At 68.3% G+C, this 18,876-nt stretch carries 15 protein-coding genes; 5 read left to right on the top strand and 10 right to left on the bottom strand.

Translation table 11 applies throughout. From position 1 onward, the window contains the following. Positions 1 to 869: 869 nt before the first annotated feature. Together IG78_RS0138505 and IG78_RS49795 are read left to right on the top strand one after the other, a co-directional pair. Positions 870 to 1,661 carry a TetR/AcrR family transcriptional regulator gene (locus IG78_RS0138505; protein WP_051853434.1) on the top strand — a complete coding sequence of 264 codons (792 nt, stop codon included), beginning with the start codon at positions 870 to 872 and terminating at the stop codon, positions 1,659 to 1,661. A gap of 514 nt (positions 1,662 to 2,175) precedes the next feature. Then, entirely contained in the window at positions 2,176 to 2,475 is a 300-nt protein-coding gene (locus IG78_RS49795; protein ID WP_157856012.1) for a hypothetical protein, read from the top strand. Between the two features lie 121 nt (positions 2,476 to 2,596). Here the strand turns inward: IG78_RS49795 and IG78_RS52320 are convergent, their stop codons facing one another. Continuing rightward, the gene (locus IG78_RS52320) at positions 2,597 to 2,731 is read right to left on the bottom strand and encodes a hypothetical protein (RefSeq protein ID WP_263972756.1); all 135 of its coding nucleotides are present in this window, start codon (positions 2,729 to 2,731) and stop codon (positions 2,597 to 2,599) included. A 974-nt stretch (positions 2,732 to 3,705) separates the two neighbouring features. Between IG78_RS52320 and IG78_RS0138490 the strand changes: the two genes are divergently transcribed. Next, on the top strand, positions 3,706 to 4,530 hold the full coding sequence (locus IG78_RS0138490; protein WP_037687487.1) for an SDR family oxidoreductase: 825 nt from the start codon (positions 3,706 to 3,708) through the stop codon (positions 4,528 to 4,530). A 743-nt stretch (positions 4,531 to 5,273) separates the two neighbouring features. Here the strand turns inward: IG78_RS0138490 and IG78_RS0138485 are convergent. Further along, positions 5,274 to 6,302 (bottom strand): 3-oxoacyl-ACP synthase III family protein, encoded by a 1,029-nt coding sequence (locus IG78_RS0138485; protein ID WP_030573509.1) that lies wholly within the window; start codon positions 6,300 to 6,302, stop codon positions 5,274 to 5,276. A gap of 149 nt (positions 6,303 to 6,451) precedes the next feature. Between IG78_RS0138485 and IG78_RS0138480 the strand changes: the two genes are divergently transcribed. Next, entirely contained in the window at positions 6,452 to 13,858 is a 7,407-nt protein-coding gene (locus tag IG78_RS0138480; protein ID WP_030573506.1) for a type I polyketide synthase, read from the top strand. An 810-nt stretch (positions 13,859 to 14,668) separates the two neighbouring features. Here the strand turns inward: IG78_RS0138480 and IG78_RS0138470 are convergent. The 8 genes from IG78_RS0138470 to IG78_RS0138440 all read right to left on the bottom strand — a co-directional run bounded on the left by IG78_RS0138470 (position 14,669) and on the right by IG78_RS0138440 (position 18,519). After that, a complete protein-coding gene (locus tag IG78_RS0138470; RefSeq protein ID WP_037687485.1) occupies positions 14,669 to 15,028 on the bottom strand; it encodes a DUF6114 domain-containing protein in 360 nt (119 codons plus the stop codon). Continuing rightward, positions 15,019 to 15,468, bottom strand: a complete 450-nt coding sequence (locus IG78_RS0138465; protein ID WP_051853430.1) for a DUF6230 family protein — start codon at positions 15,466 to 15,468, stop codon at positions 15,019 to 15,021. Before IG78_RS0138465 ends, IG78_RS0138470 begins: the two co-directional genes overlap by 10 nt. A gap of 606 nt (positions 15,469 to 16,074) precedes the next feature. Continuing rightward, positions 16,075 to 16,458, bottom strand: a complete 384-nt coding sequence (locus IG78_RS52915) for a transposase (protein WP_404827832.1) — start codon at positions 16,456 to 16,458, stop codon at positions 16,075 to 16,077. Then, positions 16,452 to 16,877: a transposase gene (locus IG78_RS52910; protein ID WP_078965909.1), complete on the bottom strand. Its 426-nt coding sequence runs from the start codon at positions 16,875 to 16,877 to the stop codon at positions 16,452 to 16,454. The genes IG78_RS52915 and IG78_RS52910 overlap by 7 nt, the downstream gene beginning before the upstream one ends. Then, entirely contained in the window at positions 16,850 to 17,002 is a 153-nt protein-coding gene (locus IG78_RS49790; protein WP_157856011.1) for a hypothetical protein, read from the bottom strand. The genes IG78_RS52910 and IG78_RS49790 overlap by 28 nt, the downstream gene beginning before the upstream one ends. Before the next feature lie 458 nt (positions 17,003 to 17,460). Further along, the gene (locus tag IG78_RS49785; protein ID WP_030573494.1) at positions 17,461 to 17,736 is read right to left on the bottom strand and encodes a hypothetical protein; all 276 of its coding nucleotides are present in this window, start codon (positions 17,734 to 17,736) and stop codon (positions 17,461 to 17,463) included. Positions 17,737 to 17,792: 56 nt separating this feature from the next. Further along, positions 17,793 to 18,113 (bottom strand): hypothetical protein, encoded by a 321-nt coding sequence (locus IG78_RS0138445; RefSeq protein ID WP_030573492.1) that lies wholly within the window; start codon positions 18,111 to 18,113, stop codon positions 17,793 to 17,795. Between the two features lie 97 nt (positions 18,114 to 18,210). Further along, positions 18,211 to 18,519: a hypothetical protein gene (locus IG78_RS0138440; RefSeq protein WP_030573488.1), complete on the bottom strand. Its 309-nt coding sequence runs from the start codon at positions 18,517 to 18,519 to the stop codon at positions 18,211 to 18,213. Positions 18,520 to 18,696: 177 nt separating this feature from the next. Between IG78_RS0138440 and IG78_RS50770 the strand changes: the two genes are divergently transcribed. Further along, a partial coding sequence (locus IG78_RS50770) for a hypothetical protein (RefSeq protein ID WP_037687483.1) occupies positions 18,697 to 18,876 on the top strand: 180 nt, incomplete at its 3' end.

The raw sequence follows: 18,876 nt of genomic DNA, 5'->3' as shown, positions 1-18,876 counted from the left end.
ATCGCCGCTACGAACGCAAGGCCGAGCACTTCCTCGCCTTCACCAGCATCGCCTGCACCCTCATCTGCTACCGCAGACTAGCCAAATGAGATGGCGTCTTAGCTTGACTCTGTCGAGGATCTTGGGGTTTCCCGGTGCGGCAGCATGATCGACGGGCATGCTCGGGTAGTTCCGCCGACCGATGCGGCTGTCGAGGTGCCCGTTGTTCCTTCGCCCCCGTTCCGGTGAGCAAGTTCCGCCTCTGACCGCGCGGATCGCGCGGGCGAGCAACCCGGGTGGCACGACGCCGATATGAGTGCGTGACCGGCTGGACGGACCGTCACGGCCACAGCGCACCGCACAGACTCCGCCGCTCAACCCACTCCGACCTCCTAGCAACAGGTTGCTCCGTCCACTCCCTCATCCGGTCCCTGCATCGGCCTCTCACCGGGCGGCGCAGGGACCACGACACCCAAACATGCTATGGCCCGCAGCAGCCGGCGCACCGCGCCAGCAAGTGCTATCCCCTCGGTTGCCTCCCGCTCAACCGAGAGAAGCCACGTTCCCGAGGGAGGAGTTCCCAACGATCCACGACATTCCCCGCCGCACGGGCGGTGCGGCGCAGAGGGCTCGATCCGGCAACTGCCCCACAAGGGCATACCGCGGCGATGTGCCGACTCCAGATGAAGCCTTGAGGGGCTGACCTACGAACAGGCGTTCCCGACCTCCTGCTCACGGGCGGATTCACCTCGTGTGTGGAGAGAAGACTGACGGCGGCGCTACAGCAATCGCCTCAACCCTGCTATCCGCCAGCAGGGACCCTTACCCACCCTTGTCCCTGCCGTCCCCTCCGGCCGAAACCCGGAACAACTCTGAGACGAAGGTGCGACATGCACCCACCCGCCACGGGTTCCGACGACCCGGCCCCCCGGGTTGCACCTCAACGCCGACTGCACCCGCAAGAGCGGCGGGAACAGCTGCTGCACTGCGCCCTGGCCCTGTTCGCGGCCCGCGGCCCGGCGTCAGCCACGCTGGAGGACTTGGCCACCCACGCGCAGGTTTCACGCCCCCTGGTCTACCGCTACTTCCCCGGCGGAAAGTACCAGCTGTACGAAGCGGTCCTGGGTGACGCAGCGCACGACCTGCTCGCGCGCCTCACGCCGCCTCCCGGCGGTACAGCAGAGGAGCGCATCGCGTACTTACTGGAGCAGTACCTGAATTTTGCAGCCCAGCAGGCCCCAGAGAGCGGCATCCTGCTTCGCGGAAGCATCGTCTCCGGGCACGACCAAGCATCCTTCTACGGCGCGGTACGGCGCACCGTCCACGCGCGTTTCACCAGTTGTCTGGAAACCGGAGACCGGGAGGACTCCACCGTGCTTCTGATGCGCTCATGGATCTCACTGGTGGAGATAAGCGTGCTCACACGCTTGAACGAAACTGCCAGCACGCCCGAATCCCCTCAGCCGACACCGGCAGAACCTACCGCCCTCGACCCGTCCCACGGTCTTGCCGACTGGCTCCTGAATGAGCTGGTGATGATGTTCGCTGTCGCAGCGTCACGCACCGGACCCGCGCGCACAAGCAGCGCTGCGTCCCCCTCGCCCTTTGCAGGGACAGACCGTGAAATCCGTCTGGTAAACTATATCTACCGAAACCTTCATTCCTCGCCACGCACAGTCTGAGGACTGATCCTGTCCAGTGCCCTCTGTTCACACGCCACCAGCACGGGCCTGGCCGGAGTAGGTCCCCGGCCCCATTCGTGCCCTCTGGGCGGCGTACCCGACAGAACCGCACTGCTGGCTAAACGGCTCCGCGGCTTTCGCCGTGCTGGCTGCCCACGTCACCCCGGGGCTGGGAGGTCGGCGATCACGACGGTGGCGTTGTCCACGTACGAGCGTGCCAACTGCACCGTGAAGTCGAGCATCTGTCGTACCGCCCGGCCCGGGGTGGTCTCCTGCAGCAGGTCCGCGAGGACCGTCTCCTGGTCGTAGTCGTGGAAGCACTCGTACGTCCCGTCCGAGGCCAGCAGCAGTCGGCCACCTCCCCCGGCGGACGACGTGCCGCCAGTCCTCCGGCACGTTCCGCCGTCCGGCGTCCAGGGCTTGCTGGCGCATGTTGTGATCTGGCGTCAGCAGCACCGGCGCCCCACTACCCGCAGGCTGGTGGTAGGGCCGTGCGTCCCCGCACCAGGCGATCGTGACCGGTTTGTCCGGCACGACGACGGCGAGGACCGCGACCGCGCCGACCTCCGCAGCGCCCGGCCGCCACGCCTCGACCGCGCACACCGCGGACAAGGCACGCAGCGCCCCGTACGCCTCCCCGTGCTCGATCCCGCCCTCGGCAAGGAAGCGGGCGTTCTCCCGCGCCCACTCCCGCACCAGAAGGATGTCGCCGATCCCGTCCAGCAGCGCATACGACCGCACCCCGCCCCGCGTCCGCACCCCGCCCCGCGTCCGCACGGCGGTCGCGTCGCACGGGAACCGCCGACTGCCCTGATCCTGCCGCCTCGCGTACAACTCGTTCCTCACCGCACTCACGCCGCGCTCCTCCTGGCGGTGCCCGCCACCCATCACACTCCGCTTGCCTGTCGAGCCCCGGCTCTGTGCTGCGCCCTGGTTCACAGCAGCGCGCCGGCGCCCCAGTTGGTGCTGATGTCGTTCAGCCACCGGTCGGGCAGTTCTCCGTTCCACCGTGCCGCCGGCGCGTACCGGGAGCGGACCTCGACCAGATGCTCCAGGACGATCAGCGACACCGGGTGCGCGAGCAGCTTGTGCCGCCCGTGGTAAGCGGTTTTCGAAGCGCATTTTTGGGATCAGCATGCCTGGCCGCTCACTTTTATACGGAACCCCTGGGGCAACTCTTCACCCGCACCGGTGTCCGAGAACCGCCTTGCCCGTGTCTGCGACGTCACCCTGGTGGGGGACGGCGTTCATCGAGTTCATAGAGCAGACTCAGTGATACCGGGGCCGGACAGGGTCGGCCGAGGAGAGCGAGGCTCAGGCGTGAAGGACCAGCACAGTTCGGACATGTCCGGCCGTCCACACATTGCGGGCTGCGAGGCTGGCATATGTGTCGCCGTGGAGTCTGCGGCGGCAGGAGCCGCCCGTTCACGGGTGCCGCTGCTCGCTGCCAGCGCTATCCCGTAGGCGTCAGTGCCACGACGGTGGCGAAGGAGGACGGCCAATTCGGGTGCTGGCCTCGATCCAACACGCCGCCACTCGGGCTCCTGCGGCGGAGCCCGATTCGCCGGGCCTGACGAGAGGCTACTTCGGGGGCGTTTTGCCCACGGGAAAGGGTGACTCGCTGACCGCGCACACTGGCCATGGCGGATGCGGCGAACCTGTTCCGGCTCTGATGTCCCGCAGGGCATGAGCCGGGGTATGACACGGCGTATCAGTTTGTTGGTACCGAAGACTAATGATCAGACTTGTGCCGCGTTTGCGGTTCCGAGCGGTGGCCCGACGGATCGCGCGGTTCGGTTGTTGTTGAAAGGCTGTGCAGTGCGGATGCCATGGCGCGCCCGGACGTTGCGGCCACCATCTCCGACGGAGCCTCGGCTTCGATGACCCGCTTTCGACTGCGTGCTGCGTGTCACCGCGCGGAGCGTGCGGCGAGAATCGACGTTCGATTGCCTTGTGCGGCGGGTTGCATTCAGAAGACGGTGCCCTTGCCCGCAAGGCGGTGGGCCCTGTTCAGGCCGGTCCAGTTGAGTGGGAAGGACCCCTCGTGAAGAGCGTTGTCGTCACCGGAGCCACCAGCGGTATCGGCCGTACCACCGCGCTAGATCTGGCCGCCAACGGCTTCCGGGTCATTGCCACCGCCCGCAGCGCAGAGAAAGCCGAAGGGCTTACCGTTGCCGCTCAGGCACAAGGCACCGAACTGAGCACCGTTCTGCTTGATGTGACCGATCCACAGTCCTGCCAGAACGCCGTTATTCGGATCAACGAGTCGACCGGCGGGGGCCCATGGGCACTCGTCAACAACGCCGGCATCGCGGTCCCGGGTGCCTTTGAGGAGGTCTCCGAGAGCGACGCCCGCGCCATGCTCGAAACCAACCTGCTCGGCGTGGCTCGGATGACCCGGCTTGTCCTGCCGGGGATGCGCCACCGCGGCGAGGGCCGCATCGTGCAGATGAGTTCCGCCGGTGGCCTGGTCTCCGTGCCGCTCAACGGCTGGTACTGCGCCAGCAAGCATGCGTTGGAAGCGCTGACCGATGCCCTACGACGAGAGCTGGCAACCACCGGAGTCCAAGTTTCACTCATCGAACCGGGATTCATCGACACCCCCATGCTCTCCAATGCCTTGACGGGGCTCCCCCCCGGTTCACGGTTCGAGACCGCGCATACCACCGTCCGCCGTGCCATTACCATGCGCACCCCTCCAGGCCCCGACGTGGTCGCCCGTACCGTTCGTCGAGCACTGAGCGTCCGGTCACCTCGACGCCGGTACCGAATCGGTGTTGAGTCGGTCGCGGCACGAGCCGCTTTCCTTCTTCCGTCCGCCGCCCTTGACATGGTGGCGCGCATGGTCGTGAGTGCCGACAAGGGGTGACGAGCAGTGTGGTTCCGGCGGCCGGTGTCCTGCCGCCGGCAGACACCTACCTCGTGCCGGGCGCCGGTGAGGCTGGTGTCGAAGATGGGCCGTCAGCGCCGTTCTGGCTGCGGCAGTGGGTGAACGCGGCGTCGGTGGTGTGCCTCTGTCCATGGCGCCCCGCCAGCCAGGACGCCACCGTCATCATGCCTTGCGGCGGGCGGGCTCTTTGCCTCGGGACGTGCCCACGAGCGTCTGCTTCGCACCGCTTACGGTTGCCCGTTCCTCGCCTGAGGCAGTGTGAAGCCCGACGAGTGGACCCATGCGGGGATGTGCGTGCCTTGGCCGTGCAGCAAAGGCACGGCCACCGGGCTGATGCGGCCCTCTACCCATCAGTGCCCCGGGGCACCGGTTGCCGCGTCGCCTATGTGCCGTGCCTGTCGATGTCTCGGTCGCCGGCCTTTCCATACGGGGGCGGCGAGAGTTATGTCCGCGACGCTGCGGTGAGCGCCGTCATCTCCGGCCGTTCCACAGTCGGCCCACCAGTTCTACGCGCCGCGCAACGGATGCTCGGCCGTGTCCAGAGGACTCTCAGGCCGTCGCCCGGCTCCTCGTTCCGGCAGTTGAAGAGAACGGCAGTCGTGCCCCGGTATGTGCCAACTACTCGTGCGCGCAGTGAGCAAAGCCTTGAGCTCTTGGCCGGCTCTACGCCTGCACGACGAAGTCCGTGGAGAGTTGCCCCCGCTGCGGCGTGTGTCCTGGGTTCACAGGCGGATCAGGACGAGTCCTGCGCTCAGCCCGCTGGCCAGGCCGATCAGCGTGACCGTGTCACCGCGCTCCAGTCGGTTGCTTTCCATGGCCGTGACCAGTTGGAGGGGCAGGGAGGCCGATGCAGTGTTGCCGTGTTCGGCGACGGTGGGAAGGCAACGGTAGGGAGGCAGGCCGAGCTTCTCGATCACCTCGTGGTACTGCGCGACGCTGGTCTGGTGGAAGGCGATGAACGCGCTGCGCCGGGCGTCGTCCGCATCCGCGCCCCAGTACTCAAGGGCGTTGGGCAAAAAATCGAGGACGATGTCGCGCAGCAGGTCCCCGTTGAGCCGGAGGTAGGTGGCCTCCGGGTCGTTCAGGCGGTGATGCATGGTGCCCCCTGCCGCCAGGGTGCAGGCGCTCCAGGCGCTGGAGTCCGCGCCGAAGGTGGCTTTCAGGATGCCGGGCCCGCCGTCGGTGACCGGGGTTGCGGTGAGCAGCAGGGCGGCGCCGGCGTCCGAGATCGTGTACCCGGGCATGGCCCGCAAGAAGGCATCGTAACTGGGCACGTCCCAGCGGGCGGCGAGTGTGCATGCCTCGCCGCAGGTGATCAGCACGGTGCCGTACCGGCCCGCCTCGATGAACGCGGAGGCGATTTCGATGCCGTTGAGCACGCTGTTGCAGGCGTTCTTCACATCGAGAGCCGGGCAGGTGGCGCCGAGTTTCGCGGCGACGATGTGCGCGGTGGCTGGCTCGATGAGGTCTTGGCTGCAGGCGGTGAAGAGCAGTAGGTCCACGTCCCCGATGGCGCATCCGGCAGATTCCAGGGCCTTGGTGGCGGCGGCAACGGCGAGGTCGGATGCCTGTTCGCTCTCGGCCTTCTCGTGCACGCCTCGCACTCCCGTGAGGTCTTCCAGCAGGCCGACCGGAGGGACGAAGGCACTGCCCGAGCGGGCGATGCGGGTACGGGCCTCTTCCATGGTCCGGTAACGGGAGGGCAGATGGACCGCGGCGGTTGCCAACCGGGCACGCACGACAGGAGACATACCGTCATCGTAAGCGAACACCATGACGGAACTGCGCGTACTAAACCATTGCACGCAAAAGGGTTACTTTCCGAACTAATGAACTGCTTAGTAATCACTTACATATATGGGAGCATTTTGGAGAGACGACAGAACAGAAAGAGTTAGGTATGGATGTGAGTGACCGGGCTATCGCCATCGTCGGAGTGGGCTGCCGCTTGCCTGGCGGACTAATGAACCTGGCTGGCCTGTGGGATGCCCTGTCACAGAGCCGGGACCTGGTGGGCCAGATGCCCGAGGACCGTTTCGACCGGGCACTTCGCGTGGACCCAGGACAGCAACGGCCGTTTCGCAGTTACACGGCGGCCGGCGGGTTCCTGACCGATATCGGGGAGTTCGACGCGGGGTACTTCGGCATCGCGCCGGTCGAGGCCGCTTCCATGGACCCCCAGCAGCGGCTGGCACTGGAACTGGCCGTCGAGGCGCTCGACGATGCCGGTATCCCCGCCGAGTCCCTGGCCGGCACCCCCACCCCGGTCTTCATCGGCGTCTCCGACATGTCCTATGCCCGACTCCAGTCACGGCTGCGGGAGGGGCAGACGCCTTACGGCATGAGCGGCGGAGCCCTGTCGATCGTCGCCAACCGCCTGTCCTACTTCCTTGACCTGCGCGGTCCGAGCATGGTCATCGACACCGCCTGCTCCTCCTCCTTGGTGGCGCTTGACCGCGCCTGCCGCACCCTGCTGGAGGGGACGGGCCGCGTCGCTGTCGCCGGAGGGGTCAACGTGCTGGCCGGGCCCGAGGGCTTCGTCGGGTTCTCCGCCGCGTCGATGCTGTCACGGCGCGGCCGGTGCGCAGCGTTCTCGGCCGAGGCCGACGGTTTCGTGCGCGCCGAAGGAGGAGGCGTGGTCGTCCTGAAGCGGCTGGCCGACGCGGTGGCCGACGGGGACCGCGTCCACGCGTTGATCGCCGGCACCGGGGTCAACTGCGACGGGCGCACCGTGGGTCTGGCGCTGCCCAGTCCCGCGACGCAGGAGGCGTTGTTGCGCGAGGTCTATGAGGATACGTACGTCGCTCCTGACGACCTAGTCTACTTCGAGGCACATGGCACCGGGACGGCAGTGGGGGACCCGGCGGAAGCGCAAGCGGTCGGAAGGGCTCTGGGTCGGCAACGAGCAGCCGGTCGCCTCCCGATCGGTTCGGTGAAGTCGAACCTGGGGCATCTGGAGCCGGCTTCGGGGATGGCGGGGCTGTTCAAGGCCCTGCTCGTGCTGCGGCACGGCACGGCACCGGCGACCCTGCACGCCCAACCCCTCAACCCGCACATCGACTTCGCGGGCCTAGGGCTGGCCCCGACCGTGCAGCCCGTCGCAGTGCACCTGCATCCGCGGGCCGCCGTCGGCGTGAACTCCTTCGGCTTCGGCGGCGTCAACGCCCATGCCGTGCTCACCGCGCCCCCTGCCTCCCCGCCCGCCGTCCCGGCAGTCCCCGGCCCGCTGCCGGTGACGGTCTCCGCCCGTTCGGCCGCGGCACTCAAAGAGCTCGCCATCCGGGTATCCACGCAGCTGAGGCAAAACGCTCCCGAGGACTTCTACGACCTGGCCCATACCAGCACCCGGCGCCGCAGCACGCACGCGCACCGGGCCACCGTGCTCGCCGGCAGCGCCCAACAGGCGGCCGACGAGCTTCAGAAGCTTGTCGACGGTCAGCCCTGCACGGGAGCCAGCACCACACCGACGGACCGTGGCGCCGTGGCCTACGCCTTCTGTGGCAACGCCTCCCAGTGGCCCGGCATGGCCGCCGATCTGCTGGCCGAGGACCCCGCCTTCCGGGCCGCGGTCGAAGAAGCGGACGCCGCGCTCGCCGCACACCTGGACTGGTCGGTGGCAGGAGAACTGGCCAGCCCGCAGACGGACCGCTGGCGCCGCACCGAGGTCGCCCAGCCCCTCCTGTTCACCGTCCAGTTGGGCCTGTGCGCCCACCTCGCCGCGCGCGGGGTGCGTCCGGCGGTGGTCTTCGGGCACAGCGTCGGCGAGATCGCCGCCGCCCATGTCGCCGGCGCGCTCACCCTGGACCAGGCCGCGCAGGTGATCGCCGCGCGTGGCCGCGCCCAGGCCACCACCGCCGGAAGCGGCCGTATGGCGGCCGTCGGGCTCCCGCAGGACGAGGCCCGCAAGGCACTGGCTCCCTATGCAGAGGCCCTGGAGATTGCCGGGATCAACAGCGACCGGGACGTCACCGTGGCAGGAGACCCGGACGCACTGGCCGCTCTGGGCGTCGAACTGGCGGCCCGCGACGTCTTCTTCCGCGAACTGGACCTCGACTACGCGTTCCACAGCCGCGCCATGGCTCCCGCCGCCGGCCCCCTGCACGACGCTCTGGCAGACCTCCTTCCGTCTGCGACCCGCATCCCGTTCATCTCCACGGTCACGGGCGCCCCCCTTCCCGGCGAGGAACTGACAGCCCGGTACTGGTGGCGCAACGTGCGCGAGCCGGTCCGCTTCGCCCAGGCCGCCACGCACGCACTCGACGACCGGGTGGGCATCGTCATGGAGATCGGGCCGCAACCAGTGCTGCGCCCGTATCTGCGCCGCACCGGCGCCGTCCACGTACCCACACTCCACCGAGACGCCCCCGGCCCACAGGCCATGGCCTCCTCCGTCGCCGCACTGATTGCGGCCGACGCCGAACTGGACTGGCGCGTTCACTTCCCCCATCCCGCCCGCGTAGCCGATCTGCCTTCCTACCCCTGGCAGCGCCGGCATCACTGGCATGGCGGGCCCACCGACTGGGAGCGCAGCAGCGGCACAGGCCAGTTCGAACACCCGCTGCTCGGCGAAAGGCTGCCCGGCCCGCACCCGCTGTGGGAAGCAACCGTCGAGCCCCAGTTGATGCCCTGGCTCGGCGATCACCTCGTCGACGAAGCGGTGGTGGTGCCAGCCGCCGCCTACGCCGAGATGGCGCTGGCCGCCGGGCGGCGCGCGCTGCAGGCACCGGTCGAAGTCAGGCATCTGCACATCACCCGCCCGCTGTCCGTGTCCTGGCCGGACCCCGAGGACCGGCGCCTACAGACGGCCGTGCAACCGGACAGCGGCACGGTGACCGTCAGCGCCAGCGAAGGCCGTGGCACGGAGTGCCGACCCGTAGCAACCGCCCAAGTACGCGCCCTGATCGGCCGCACCCCCTCGGCGATCGACACGGAAGCCATGCGGACGCGCAGCTCGCACCACCTCGACGCCACGACGTACTACGACGCATGCCAACGCGTCGGCCTCGCCTACGGCCCCACCTTCCGCTTGCTTCACGATCTCTGGACCGGCGACGGTCAAGTGCTCGCCTCCTACCGCTACGACGAGGCCGACCAAACGTGGGAGATCTTCCCGCCCATTCTGGACGCGGCCTTCCAGGCCGGTGCCCCGCTGCTGTTCGGACAGAGCGCGGACAACCACGCCTACCTGCCCACCGGCCTACGCGCCCTGCGTGTATGGCAGACACCCAGCCCCTCCGGCTTCATCCACGTACGCGCACGGACAGCCGTCGAGCCCGAGGCATGCTGGGACATCACGATCACCGATCAAGACGGTACGGTCGCCGTAGAGATCGACCGCTTGTGCCTGCGGCGGATGCCCAACGGCCGAACACCGCTAAGCATCCAACGCACCGTCCTGCGGGCCGCCCCCCGGCCCGGCCCCACAGGCACAGATTTCCAACTACCAGCCCCTGCCGAACTGCTGTTGTCCGCCAACGACCGGTTCAGCGCACTCGACAAGGCCTGGCAGGACTCCGGACTGCATCACGCCACCCACGTGCTCCGGGACTACATCGCGCGCTGCTGGCCCGAGGTGCTCGCGGACTTCCTACCGGAGCCCATGGCCCCCTTCAGCATCAAAGAGCTGCTCGACGCCGGACTGCTGCCCCAGCACCGCCGCCTGCTCAAGGCCGTGCTTCCCGACCTGCAGCGGTACGGTGTCACCCGCCTGCGGCCCGACGGCCGATGGCAGCTGACAGACGAGCCGCCCCGGGACGCAGAGGCCCTGCGCGCGCTGCTCACGCAGAATCCCGCTGGCGGCCCCGAAGTCGGCCTGGCAGCCCGGCACCTGCAACACCTGCCCGGGCTGCTGCGCGGCACCATCGACCCGATCGAGCTGCTGACCTCGGACACAACCCGCTACCAGCAGTTCTTCGACCTCGGCCCGCGCAACCGGTTCACCAACCTCCTCACCCGTACCGTGGTGGAGGAAATCGTCCGATGCTGGCCCAAGGACCGACCGCTGAGGATCCTGGAGATCGGAGCGGGCACCGGAGGCCTCACCGCCGCCATCCTGTCGGCACTGCCCGCCGAGCAGACCCACTACACCTTCACTGACATCTCGAAGACCTTGCTCAGCCCCTCCGAGCACCGGTTCGCCGCCTACGACTTCATCGACTACCGCACCTTCGACCTCAACGCCGATCCACACGACCAGGGGCTGGCCGAAGGCGGATTCGACGTCATCCTGGCCGCCAACGCCCTACACACCGCGGCCGACCTGACCACCGCCCTACGACGCGTCAGCCGATTGCTCAGTTCCGGCGGCCGACTACTGGCGGTAGAGTCCCACGACACAGTGCAGCTCTGCGGGTTCTTCGGGGCCCTCGACAGCTTCTGGCGCCGCAGCGACCAGGCACTGCGCCCCGACAGCCTGCTGCTGAACCATGAACAATGGCCGCCTCTGCTGGAGCAATGCGGCTTCACCGGTGTGGTACGCACCGGTACCGACACCGGCCCCGACCGCACCCAGTTCTCTCTCTACGTCGCCGCCGCACAGGAACGCGTCATCGCGCCGTCCGTGCCGTCCGATCCGCCGGCCGGGACGGCCTGGACCATCGGAGTCGAAAGCCCTGCCGAAGAACCGCTGGCCCAATCCCTGGCCGCGCTGCTGGTCAACGCCACCGTCACCACCCTCGACGACATGACAGCCCCGGCCGCCCAAGACACCCAGGAGGCCGTCGCTGTCCTGCTGCTCGCTGAACCGCAGGACGATCCGGAAGGCATCACGTCCCGCACCATTCGCAGGATCGCGGCCTTCAAGGCCCTGGCCTCGGCCCGCGACCGGCTGCCGGACGCGGTGCGGACCAGGACCTGGCTGGTCACCCGCCCCAGCGGACTGCTGCCCGCGCCCGAACGGCCCGCCTACCCCGGCGACGCACCCATCTGGGGCGCCGCCCGTACCCTGGCCAACGAGCGGCCCGAACTCGTGATTCACCGGGTCAGCCTCGACCGCAGCGACGACCTCGCCGACGATGCCCTCCGCCTCGCCAAGGAACTGCTCGACCCCTCGGCCGAGGACGAGGTCGTACTCACCCGGGGCGGCGGTCGTTTCGTCCCCCGCGAGACCGAGCGGCCCGCGCAGCACGCGCCCGCCACCGAACCAGCGGACTCCTTCGCACTGGCGGTACGCGACCCCGGACAGTCCTACCATCTGGTCTGGCAGGAGCACCCCGCTGCCGATCCAGGCCCCGGGCAGGTCGTCATCGCGGTCAGGGCCGCAGGCCTCAACTACCGCGACACCCTCCAGGTCAACGGCCTGCTGCCGTCCGAGGCCATCGAAGGCACCGCCACCGCCCGGGGACTGGGCATGGAGTGTGCGGGCGTGGTCACCGCCGTCGGGCCAGGCGTCACCGCATGGTCACCCGGCGACCGCGTCTTCGGCCTAACGCCCTCAGCCCTGGCCTCGCACGTCGTAGTGGAGGCGCAAGCCGTCGGCCGCATCCCCGATGGCATGAGCTTCACAGAGGCGGCGACCCTGCCCGTCGTCTTCGCCACCATCCATCACAGCCTGGCCCATCTGGCCCGCCTGGCACCAGGAGAGACCGTTCTGGTGCACGGAGGCGCCGGCGGCATCGGCCTGGCCGTGCTGCAGTACGCCCGTCTTACCGGGGCGAAGGTCATCGCCACGGCGGGCAGCGAGACCAAACGCGACCTGCTCACCGCCCTGGGGGCCGACCATGTCTTGGACTCCCGAACCCTGGAATTCGTCGCGCGGGTACGGGAGCTGACGGGCGGGCGCGGTGTCGACGTCGTCGTCAACTCCCTCAGCGGCCAGGCCATCGCACGCAGTCTGGAACTCCTGCGTCCAGGAGGCCGCTTCGTCGAACTCGGCAAACGCGACATGCTGGAGGACAGGCCCCTGCCGGCGCGTCCGTTCTTGTACAACCTCACCTACTTCGGCGTCGACCTCAACGGCCTACTGTCCGAACCGGAAGCCGCCAGAGAACTGTTCACCGAAGTCGTGGACAAGATCCACGTCGGCGACTACCAGCCCCTGCCGCACGTCGCCTACCCGGCCGCCCGCGTGCACGAGGCCTTCCGGCTACTGCAGCACTCCCGCCACACCGGCAAGGTCATCGTCTCCTTTGCCGCCTTCGACGAGCCCGTCCCCGTCCAGCCCGCACCGGCCGCCCCCAGGCCACTGGATCCCGCCGGCACGTACCTCGTCACCGGCGGCCTGAGCGGCTTCGGCGCCGCCACCGCCGACTGGCTCGCCGACCACGGCGCCGGCCACCTCGCTCTCGTCAGCCGCCAAGGACCGAACGCCCCCGAAGCAGACACCGTGCTCGAACGGCTCACCCGCCGAGGCGTCACCGCCACCCCCTACGCGGCCGACGTCACCGACGAGAGCGCCATGCGCAGGGTGATGGCTGCTGTGGCCACCACCGGTCACCCGCTGCGCGGCGTGGTCCACTGCGCCATGCAGCTCGACGACGCTCCCCTGACCGACCTCTCCGACGAACGCTTCGCCGCCGTCCTGGCGACCAAAGCAGCCGGCGCCACCGTCCTGCACCGCTTGACAGCCGACCAGGATCTCGACTTGTTCCTGCTCTGGTCGTCGATGGCCGGCTGTCTGGGGAACATGCACCAGGCCCCCTACGTCGCGGGCAACAACTACCTCGAAGCCCTCGCCCGAGCCCGTCGGCACACCGGGCTGCCGAGCACCACCATCTCCTGGGGAGCGGTCTCCCAGACGGGGTACGTCGCCCGCAACAACCTGCACACGGCCCTGCACTCCCTCGGCATCGAACCCGTGGACGCCGACGCTCTCCTTGCCGCGGCGGACAGTGTCCTGGCCGACGGAACCGACGTGGCCGGAATCAGTAAAATGGGCTGGGCCCGTGCCCGACGGGTACTACCCGCGCTCGCCGCGCCGCGCTTCCTACAGATCATCCCGGCCCACGCAGCGGCATCGGACGACTCCCGCGAGGAACTTCTCCGCTCCCTGGACTCCATGACAGCCGAGGACGCGCTACAGGCCATCACCAAGTCCCTAGCCGGCCTGCTCGCCACCGTCATGCACACCGACCCGACCGAACTCCCCACCGACCGGCCGCTCAGAGAGTTCGGCCTCGACTCCCTCATGGGCGCCGAACTCCTGGTCCGCACCCGCGAATACTTCGACATCCGCCTCTCCCCAGCCGAACTCCAGGCAGAAGAAGGCAGCCTGTCGCGCATCGCCCGCCTCATCCACCAACGCCTGAACACCCAGCACGCCGTCTCCGGAACGGATACGCCGTCGAAACCCGCCGATGCACCGGCGTGAAGTAGGTGTTCGCATCCGGGAAACGAGATGCGACGAGTCCGTAGCGCGGCGACCGCCTGAGGCGATCGCCAGCAGACCGACCCGACCGCGGTCGTACAGCGCCTGCCGCCGACGATGCTGATCCACCCTCACGGATCGGCCGTCCCAGTACGCAGACAGGAGCCGGCCCCGGCTGGCTCCGGGCTGATGGTCGTGCGAGCGGTGAGGGCATGGTCGGCGCGTGCCCACAGGCCAGACGCGTGGACGTGCGTGAGCCTCAGGTAGGGGAGTGGCACGGCCGGGATCGCGGCTGTGGACAGGGTCAGCGGCAGCAGGCCGAACACGCGGCCGTGGAGTACGTCCGCCCGGAAACGCACATGGTGGGAAAAGGCGACGTGCCGGGCGGACGTGCAGGAACCGGCTCGGCCGGTGGGACCTTGGTAATGGATACGCACGTCCTCCAGGGTGACGCCGTCGGCATGACACGCTCCGTCGCCGCGCGGAGGCAGCCCGCAGCGCAAACCGGTGACGGTGAGCGCCTCGGCGCGCACCGTCACCGCACGCGGCCGGGAGGTGGTGGCGGCCGCGGAGCCAAGACAGACCGCGACGGCTTGGGCGGCGTCTGCCAGAGCGGTCCTCGCCGGAGCGGTACGCGGTAGGTCTTTGCCCCTACACAACGAGGGTGCACCGGAAACGGGCGACGGACTCGCCGCGGGGCCGGGCACCGGGGTGACGGGTACGGCGTCGGCGTGGCCGGAGTGGCCGGAAAGGAGCCCGAACGCGTACACGGCCGTGAAGAGCAGCGCTGTGCGACGCACTACGCGCATCTGTTCATCCACCCGCCGGTGCCGGCGGTGCGTCGTCTTGGACCGGCTGCCAGGCGAGGGCGAGCGACCCACCGAGCAAAGCCAGGAGCATGCCGATCAGAAAGCCACCCAGGTTGGCCAGCGGGTACGACAGTAGGCCGAGAAAGATGGCTGTGGCGCCGCTCCATGCGGCGCTCGCCGGACGCGTCCACAGGTGCACGGCACACCCCAAAAGCGCGGCAGCCAGAAGGACCGCACTGGTGCCGCTGAACCCCTGGAGGCCCAACATGCTGGGGCGGCCGAGCGGGAAGGCACCCAGTTCCACCGCGGCGAGGGCGACGACGACCCCGGCGGCCGTCGGACGGGGTCGCTTGGTCAGCCGCACGGGTGTGCACCTCCTTTCAGGGACATGGCGGCGTCGGCCAGCGAGAACGTTCCGGCCGTTAGAGCCCAGGCGTCCAGGTGCATGTTCTCGATGGTCAGGGCGCGGGCCTGCTGTCCGTAGGTGCCGACCGGCCCGGTGGGCCCGGAACTGTCCATGGTGGCGGCGTCGCGGCCCATCTCCACGGACTCGAAGGTCATGTTCCCGGTGAGATGGGCAACGTCGAGCACCATCTCTCTGGCGTGTACGGGTTCGTCCGTACCGGAGCGGATGATGAGGGTGACACTGCCCAGCGGTGTGTGAGCCACGGCGGACTGGCACAACTTGCTGATATGGGCGCTGCGAATGCCTACCACCGCCACCGGGTGGGATGAGCCCTTCGTGTCCTTGCGGAAGGAGGCGAACTGGGTAGCGCCAGTGGCCTTCAGGCGTTGGGCGGTCACCGTGAACGGACTCCCCGCCACGGCGAAGGAGACGGGAATCTCGGCTGCGGTAGTCGTGGCTACGGTTGCCGCGGCCAGCAGAACAGCCGTAAGGAAGACCAGCGTGAAGCGCCGCCATTTGATGCGGCTGCGACGAGGGCGGACCGCTGCCCTGCAGCCTGCGGACTGCGAGAATGGTGCCGTTAGTCTCATGGCGAATCACTTTCCTGCGGTGGGTGATCGGGCCTGACTCCTGCTTTCCTATGCAACGCCACACGGTGGGCAAACGTCACCGCCGCACAGCCCATCGGTGCTTCGCGCCCGGCTTCCAGCAGCACCCAGCCGGTCCCCGAACCGACCAAGCCAGCCATCCGGAAGAACAAGCCCGCCCCACCCCCCGGCCCCGGGGCCGCCGCCTCCGCCGGGGATCGGCACGATCGAGGCCCGGGAGACAGAGGTGACCCTGCCGGTCGGCGGATCGGTCGCCAACCCCGTCCAAAGGCAGCCTGCGCGCCGATGCGGTCCTCGTAGCCCGGAGGCCGGGTTGCCGGCGCTGTGCGTGGAGGTCCACAACGGCACCGAGGACCGCCCCAAAGTCGCAGCCAAACTCATCAAGTACGTCCGCTTCTACCAACGCACCCTCGCAACCAACGGATGACGGTGCCTGCGAGGGTCGGCAAGTCTCCGGGACGGTCGGCCCAGGCCGAGCGCCGGGTCAGCAGTGGATGCAGGCGGCCCCACGCCGTGGCGACGGCCTGCCCGTAGTGAGTAGTGTCGGTCACCGTGGTGATGGACGGGACCGGCTGGGTCATCGAAGGTGAACTCTGCCTCATGCTTGGGTTTGCGCCCGCACTTGGCCGCCGGCTGAGGAGAAGGCGGAAAGTACAAGACGCGGTCCGAACGCATCCGGCCCAGTATCAACGGGCAGATCCGCGAGCAGGAAGGCAAGGCGTAGCCGGCATCAAGGACGACCAGGACGGGCGGGTCGCAGATCTGCCACTGGCCTACCACTTACAACTGCTTGAACCCTCTCGGACCTGGTCGGCGGTGACGGCGATCGCGTCGTCCCAGGGCCGCAGCCGGAGCACGGCCAACACGGCCGTCCACGATGTTCGGCCCGGCTCCACAGCGGTAACGAAGGAGTAGGGCCGGCCGGGGATCATCTGGGCCGAGCTTCTACCTCGCCCGTATGTGCGGCAGAACATCCGGTCAGGGCTAATATTCGCGCCCGGCCGCAGCCAGTTGCTGACATCGACCACCAGAACCAGCCGCCCCGACACCGTGCGGGGAAGGCCAGCCCCGCCAGCGTCCTGCGCAACCGTGCCACATCCAGACCCCCCGCAGTTCAGGCCGCCGTACAAGGCGCCATGCCCACGCCGGTGCTCAGGCTCGACAGCTCGACCTATGTCTGCACCGGGCCATCCGCGCACAGCAGGGCATCACTCAGCTCAAACAACGCATCGCGCCGACCGGTCAGACAGGCATAGAGCCCCATCCAAAAGCATGACAGTTCGGCAAACGCATCCCGCGGGATGCCGTTTTGCAGCAGACTCATAGCTACGGCCTTCGTGTTGATCGCATGCCTCTGTGACGGAGCACAGGACCAGACGAAGGCCGCTCCCACGTGGCGGAGCGAGACGGACGGCCTGTGCGGGTCGTGCGGGACGGAGCACTTCGCCCGGATCAAAGCCGAACGTGTCGCGCAGCGTGCGGCGGAGGAAGTCGCGGCGCGAAAGACGGCCGAAGCGAAGGCGAAGAAGAACCGTGGCCTGTTCCGCCGCCGATAGACGCGGGCAAGTCCAAGGGGACCCTGGGTAAGCCACCCTCGGACGGCGGCTTGCCCACCCCGGCCGGTATGCGCTGAGGTGGACAAGCCGGACCGGGACATTCCGGCCGGTAACGCCAAGGAGGATCCGGTGCGCAGTTACGAGACGGGCCAGACGGTCGTGCGTCGCGATGTACACCGCTCCGGCCGGGTGTGGGGCGAACAGGCGCTGCGGGTCCTGGGCGCGGTCAGAGGGCGCCGGCGGCGAGGTTGGGCAGGGAGGGCAGTTCGATGTAGTCGATGGCGGACCAGTTGGTGGTGTTGCGCTTGATCATGGCCTGCTGGCTGCTCTGCCGGTTGTCTCCGGGACCGGTGCCAGGGGACAGGATCGGGGCGGTGGGGCCGCTGATGTTGGAGGTCTGCTGGTTCTTGTTGGTGTCTGCGGCGGCAGTGCCGACGGCAGCAAGAGCCAAGGTGCCAGTGGTCAGAGCGAGCGTGACGGACCGCTTGATCGCCTTGTTCATGGTGTATGCCTGCCTTCTGTAAGTTGAGTCGCGTCAATAAGGCTTCAGGAGCCAGCTCAAGAACCGTCGAACTTGCTCTCGTCGATCTCCGCTTGGCCGCCCTTGCGTCCCATTTCCTGGCCGCTGCTCGTACCGACGTAGTCGAGGACGGCCCAGTTGATGGTGTTGGACTTATCAGTCACCTGCTGGCTGCTCTGGCCGTTGTCTGGATGGCCGTGCCGGTGACCGCCGTTCGGGGACAGCAGCGGGAGGGTGGGGCCGCTGATGTTGGAGGTCTGCTGGCTCTTGTTGGTGTCCGCGTTGGCAATGCCGGTGGCGGCGAGTGCTGCGGCAGCGGACAGGAGCGCGGCGGCAGTGATGCGTGTGTGCGTGCGCACGGATTCCCTCTCGGTGAGATGGCAAAGAAGACAGGAGATGGGTGGTGGCCCTATCCCCCGGGTCTGAAAAGGCGAGCCCGGGGCCGCGGAGCGCAGGCTAGGGCAGCAGGCTCGTGACCGTCTCGACCTTGGCGTAGTCGACGAGGGAAGTATTGGATGTGCCGTTTTTCACCATGTCCTGCCCGCTGATCTGGACATTGGAGCAACCACCGACGTTTGCACCCGGGGAAAAGAGCACCACGTTGCAGAGCATGGTGGACTTCTCAGTGCTGGTATTGGTGTCGGCAGCCGCAGTACCCGCTCCCGCCACAAGCGCAGCACCGCTGAGAACAGCGGCCAGCCCGGTGGCCAGCCCCAACGGTTTCCGGGAAGGCTCGATACAGGTATACAGGACGGTTCGGCCCATGCAGGTTCCTCGTTTCACAGAAAGGCTCCGAGTGAGGAGCCGGTCGGGAAATACGACCAGGCGTCCACGCGCACGGTGACAACTACCGCTTGTCATCTCGCCGCATGAACACCACACGCCCTGGCTAACGGGCAGAGCCGCCTGCAGGACACGGGTCTTCGGAACCGAACCCTCCCGATGCTGCGCCTGAACGTGTCGTACTGCCCGCGGATGCACCAGCGGCAGTGGGTGGCACAGATCATTGGAATCGAGGCGCATTACCTGTTCCACTGCGTTCCGATCCGCGGCATGGACCACCATCGCACCTCCGTCGAGGAGGGCCTCGAACTGCATTGCCGGCTGGGAGCGTCGGGTCTG

It is taken from the genome of Streptomyces aureocirculatus, assembly GCF_000720475.1.
Lineage (GTDB): Bacteria > Actinomycetota > Actinomycetes > Streptomycetales > Streptomycetaceae > Streptomyces > Streptomyces aureocirculatus.
Note: the sequence above shows the minus strand (reverse complement) of the source record. Positions and strands in the feature narration are given on the sequence as shown.